This is a genomic window from Microbacterium maritypicum MF109 (assembly GCF_000455825.1).
Taxonomy (GTDB): Bacteria; Actinomycetota; Actinomycetes; order Actinomycetales; family Microbacteriaceae; genus Microbacterium; species Microbacterium maritypicum_A.
Genome location: NZ_ATAO01000037.1, coordinates 1 through 295, shown reverse-complemented (window position 1 = coordinate 295; position 295 = coordinate 1). Strand labels below are relative to the sequence as shown.

The window sequence follows — 295 nt, the reverse complement described above, 5'->3', positions numbered from 1 at the left end:
GTCCCACCCCTGCTGCGGCGTCTCCCCGTTCTCGCGGAACACGTACTGCGACACGAGCTTGCGCTGGCTGCTCGACCAGTCGATCGCGGGGCGACGCTGTTCCGGCGGCAGGTAGCCCAGCCGGTAGACGGCCATGAGTTCGAGATCGTCCGGCACCCGCAACAGCTGCACGATCTCGTCCCAGCGGCCCGGCACCTCCATCGGGAACGAGATGAACTGGATGCCCATGCCGAGTTCGACCGTGGTGAGCCAGACGTTCTCCATCGCCGCCCCCATGCTGAACACCGAATAGAAC

General features: G+C 65.8%; 1 pseudogene. It reads right to left on the bottom strand.

Features of this window, described 5'->3' with window-relative positions:
• Window positions 1-295: pseudogene (locus L687_RS24780) on the bottom strand (nitroreductase family protein); the annotation flags it as partial.